This is a genomic window from Pusillimonas sp., assembly GCF_029263785.1.
In the GTDB taxonomy this organism is placed as follows: Bacteria; Pseudomonadota; Gammaproteobacteria; order Burkholderiales; family Burkholderiaceae_B; genus Pusillimonas.
This window is the reverse complement of sequence record NZ_JAJUFE010000088.1, coordinates 1-4,160: the sequence shown is the minus strand read 5'-3', so window position 1 is coordinate 4,160 and position 4,160 is coordinate 1. Positions and strand designations below refer to the sequence as shown.

Here is a 4,160-nt window from a genome sequence, read left to right as displayed (position 1 = left end):
TACACGTAGACCTCGACCGCGTTCTCGCTGAAATCGGCGTCCCAGGCCGACAGCGAATTGACGATCTGGCGCTTGGTGACAACCCGCCCGACACGACCCATCAGCATCTCCAGCACCGAAAGTTCACGCACGGAAAGAGCAATTCGACGCCCTGCCGCACGGACTTCGCGATTGACGGTGTCGAATACCAGGGGACCGGCCTCGAGCAGTGGCTGCGCCTGGCCGGTACGTCGCCGGGCAAATGCGCGAACTCGTGCCGCGAGTTCGGCCAATTCAAACGGTTTGGTGACGTAATCGTCGGCGCCCGCATCCAGACCAGCCACACGATCTTCGAGCGAGTCGCGCGCGGTCAGCACCAGGACGGGCACTTGCTCGCCGTCGCGCCGCAAAGTGCGCAAGACGTCCAGGCCGCTCATGCCCGGAAGATTCAGATCGAGCAGCAATAAATCATAAGACTGTGCCGAAACGGCCCCGGGGACATGTTCGCCGTCTTTCAGCCAGTCGACGGCATAGCCCTGGCCGGCGAGAAATTCTTGTAGTGCCGCGCCCAGGGTGGCGTCGTCTTCAATAACTAGAACTCGCATGCTGAGATTCTATATGGAACGGCGCCGCAACGTGGCCAAAACCCCTGTTTTTTAGTTGCTGGCTTACAACCCTGACGGGAAGCTGTCAGTTCGGTGCAGAGGGTAGCGCGGCGCCTCCTGGATTCGCCGATGTACCTGCAACGCCACTGATTTGCGAAGGGCGGCCTTCCGTGGGGCGGCCTTCCGTGGGGCGGCCTTCCGCGGGGCGAGTAACAAACCCTACCCGCTTCATCCCCGACGCGCGGGCGCTGCCCATGATCTCGGCCAGAATCTCATAACGCGTGTCCAGGTCCGCCCGGATCCGCAGTTGGGGTTGCGGATCTTGCGTGGCTTCCTGTTTCAGACGAATGGTCAGATCCTCGAGAGCGACCGGTTGCTCGTTCCAGAAAAGCTGACCCGCTTCGTTCACCGCCAGGTCGATGACAACCGGCTCCTGCTCGACCGGCTCAGCCGTCACCTGAGGCACATTGATCTTGATGGAATGACTGAGCAGCGGGGCCGTGATGATGAAAATCACGAGCAACACCAGCATCACATCGATAAGCGGAACCATGTTGATTTCAGACATGGTGTGTCCGCTGCTCTTGCTATCGAAGCTGCCGAAGGCCATGTTTATTCACCTTTGCGCGAAGAAGAAGCTGCAACCGGCAGACCGCGGACCTTGCCGCGGTTCTCGACCACTTGCTGGCCCGTGGACAAGAACGTGAAAAGATCGTGGGCAAATGCGTCCAGTCGTGCCAGGTAAACGCGGTTGCTGCGCACGAACGCGTTGTAGGCAAGCACCGCCGGGATCGCAACGGCCAGACCCAGGCCTGTCATGATCAGGGCCTCGCCGACAGGCCCGGCTATGCGATTGATGGTGACTCCATCAGACATACTGATGCCGATCAGCGCATGATAAACGCCCCACACCGTACCAAACAGCCCGACAAAAGGCGCCGTCGATCCGATCGATGCAAGAACGGTCAGACCATTCTCGAGCTTGGCGGTTTCTTCGTCTATTACCTTGCGAATGGTGCGGGTGACAAATGCGGCGGTAGAGCCCTTTTCCTCAAGCTTCATTGCGCCATATTTGGCGTGGTGATTGCGGGCGTGGATGGCGTGCGCAGCAACATGCGCGAACGGTTCGGTAGCGCCGTGCGTGTTGATCTCGTTTTCCACCTCTTCCAGCGAACTCGCCGCCCAGAAGTGGCTCAAGAAGCGCGTCGAATGCCTGTTTACGCGCCAATTCGTAAACCACTTCACAAAAATAAGATACCAGCTCACCAGGGACATCAAGACCAGAATCACGAACAGGCTCTTGCCAACGAAGTCGCTTTGCGCAATGAAGTGCAACATGCCGCCGTCAGACAATTGCTGCACGGTGCTATCAAGCAATGGCGGAGCGCTGGTCGCGGCCACAGAAGCGGTATCGGACAGTGTTGCTGCGCTGGTCGCGGCCGGCGCGGCGGGGTCCGATTCAACGGCCCCCGAAACCTGCGCCAAAATCTGCAGTGCGCCTTGTAGGATGTTGGACATACTGATTCCTAAATTACAAAGTCAAATGGAATATCGGCCAAGGCGGGATACGCAACGCCGTTTTCGGTGTATGGCTTGAACTTGGCGGTTCGGGCCGCGCGCAAGGCGGATTGGTCCAGCCGGTCATAACCGGACGAAGACCGGATCGTTGCGTTGACCACTGACCCTTGCGGAGAAATAAGGACGCGCACTACTACCCTGCCCTTTTCGCCACGCCGCAAGGAGGCACGCGGGTATTCCGGATTGGGACGCTGACCCAAGTAGTCGACCGTCGATATGTGCCGCGGCCTGTTGTCCGGTACCGGATCCGGTGCCTTGGGGGTCGCCACTTTCTCAGCTGCTCCGCTGGGCGGGGCTATCGGCTTGGGTGGAGCCTCGACCGGCGCCGGTTTTGGCTGCGGCTTAGGCTTTGGCTTTGGCTTGGGTTTTGGCTTGGGCGGCGGAGGCGGTTCAGGAGGCGTAATCGCCTCGGGCTCGGGTTCCGGTTCTGGAATCGGCTCGGGCTCCGGTTCGGGCTCCATTTCCGGCTCTGGCTCAGGCTCGATTTGCGGTTCAGGTTCCGGCTCGATCTGCGGCTCAGGTTCCGGTTCGGGTTCAGGTTCAGGCTCGATCTGGGGCTCGGGTTCCGGCACCACTTCTTCAACCGGCTCTGCTTCAGGCGCGGTATCCACAACTTCCGGCCCTATCTCGACAAACTGTATTTCCATCGTCTCAGACATGGATAATTCAGGTTTGGAAGGCGCAGCCAAGATCACGCCAACTACCGCCAAATGCAGTCCCACCACACATGTGGCAGCGACGGCCTTGGTCAGCAGGGGTCGGGGAACGGGCTCAACACGGATACGGGACATGAGTGCAACGAAGATAGGCGCCCGTGGGCAGAAAAAAATGCCCGTAGATGTTTACAGTCAGGCAGGCAAGCACGATATCAGAAATGCGAACGATTCGCAATATATTATCGCGCTTTTTGATCAGCCGCACTAATCCGTCTGTATCTTGCTGTCTTGACCTTACGCATGCTGCCTTTACATGTTGCCTTCACGTGTGCGGCCTTCACGTGTGCGGCCTTTACATGAGCGGCCTTTACATGTGCTGCCTTTACATGTGTTGCATTTACATGTGTTGCCTCTAAACTCTAAATATAGGCAGCCATAGTTTCTGCTGCCCCGACCTGTGCTGCCCTGGCCCGTGCTGCCCCAACATTTGCTTAGCTGATTTGAGCTTCCCCAGGCTCGGAATTGACAGCACGATCTCTTTACTTCTACATATTGCGCCCGCTTAGTCCTCGTACCATGGCGCGCAATTCAGCATGCAATGGCGCAAATCGCGACTCTTCCAGTTCTGCCAGCATTGCTTTTTCGATGGCCACAACGGCTGCGTCGCACGCCTTGAGCAGGGCCTGTCCCTTGGGAGTGAGTCGTATATGAATGATGCGCCCGTGGGTGGCGTCGGATTCGCGCTCGATCCATCCGCGCGCCTGCATATGCTTGACCATTTCGTTGGCAGACTGCGGAGAAACCATGGATCGCTCGGAAAGCCGGGCATTGGACATCTGACCATGGCTGTCCAGTACGGACAATGCCGTGTATTGCGCGGCGGTCACATCCAAAGGCGCCAATGCTTCGCGAATGCGTCTGTTCAGCACATGGTCCAGCCGACCAACAAGATAGGCGATTCCATTGGGACGTTCGGGCCACGACTGCGTAAATTGAGGGTTTTTCTGGATCATAGTCAGGCTTGCAAGCAAGTATTTCAGCGTGTAGTATAAGCTCAATATCAGGCTACTTGATATTAATTTTTTTGAATTACCTGGAATACGATAAAAGCATGGAGACAACACCGCGTTATCGCAGCGTGGCACTGGGCCCTAAACAAATTGTCGTCGAACCGCGCGACAACGGCATCACCTACGTAAGATCGCCCATCCCGTTAAGCGATTATCCGGAGCGCATCACCGACAAGCTTCTGTACTGGGCGGAAAAAGCTCCTGAACGCACATACATTGCCCAGCGAGAGCCTGGTCATGGTCCATGGCGCCGCATCAGCTACGCCGAAGCC

The 4,160-nt window shown here is 57.7% G+C and carries 5 protein-coding genes and 1 pseudogene; 1 reads left to right on the top strand and 5 read right to left on the bottom strand.

The window, feature by feature from the left end; all coding sequences use genetic code 11:
- The 5 genes from Q1J88_RS12770 to Q1J88_RS12750 form a co-directional block, all read right to left on the bottom strand.
- The coding region (locus Q1J88_RS12770; RefSeq protein WP_301118115.1) for a response regulator transcription factor at positions 1 to 584 on the bottom strand (584 nt) is incomplete at its 3' end.
- Between the two features lie 85 nt (positions 585 to 669).
- Positions 670 to 1,194 (bottom strand): biopolymer transporter ExbD, encoded by a 525-nt coding sequence (locus Q1J88_RS12765; RefSeq protein WP_301118114.1) that lies wholly within the window; start codon positions 1,192 to 1,194, stop codon positions 670 to 672.
- Between the two features lie 2 nt (positions 1,195 to 1,196).
- Positions 1,197 to 2,102 carry a MotA/TolQ/ExbB proton channel family protein gene (locus tag Q1J88_RS12760; protein ID WP_301118113.1) on the bottom strand — a complete coding sequence of 302 codons (906 nt, stop codon included), beginning with the start codon at positions 2,100 to 2,102 and terminating at the stop codon, positions 1,197 to 1,199.
- Between the two features lie 8 nt (positions 2,103 to 2,110).
- Complete coding sequence (locus tag Q1J88_RS12755) at positions 2,111 to 2,953, bottom strand: energy transducer TonB (RefSeq protein WP_301118111.1); 843 nt, start codon at positions 2,951 to 2,953, stop codon at positions 2,111 to 2,113.
- A gap of 410 nt (positions 2,954 to 3,363) precedes the next feature.
- Positions 3,364 to 3,831 (bottom strand): MarR family transcriptional regulator, encoded by a 468-nt coding sequence (locus Q1J88_RS12750; protein WP_301118109.1) that lies wholly within the window; start codon positions 3,829 to 3,831, stop codon positions 3,364 to 3,366.
- Positions 3,832 to 3,929: 98 nt separating this feature from the next.
- Between Q1J88_RS12750 and Q1J88_RS12745 the strand changes: the two are divergent.
- Positions 3,930 to 4,160, top strand: a pseudogene (locus Q1J88_RS12745) (feruloyl-CoA synthase); the annotation flags it as partial.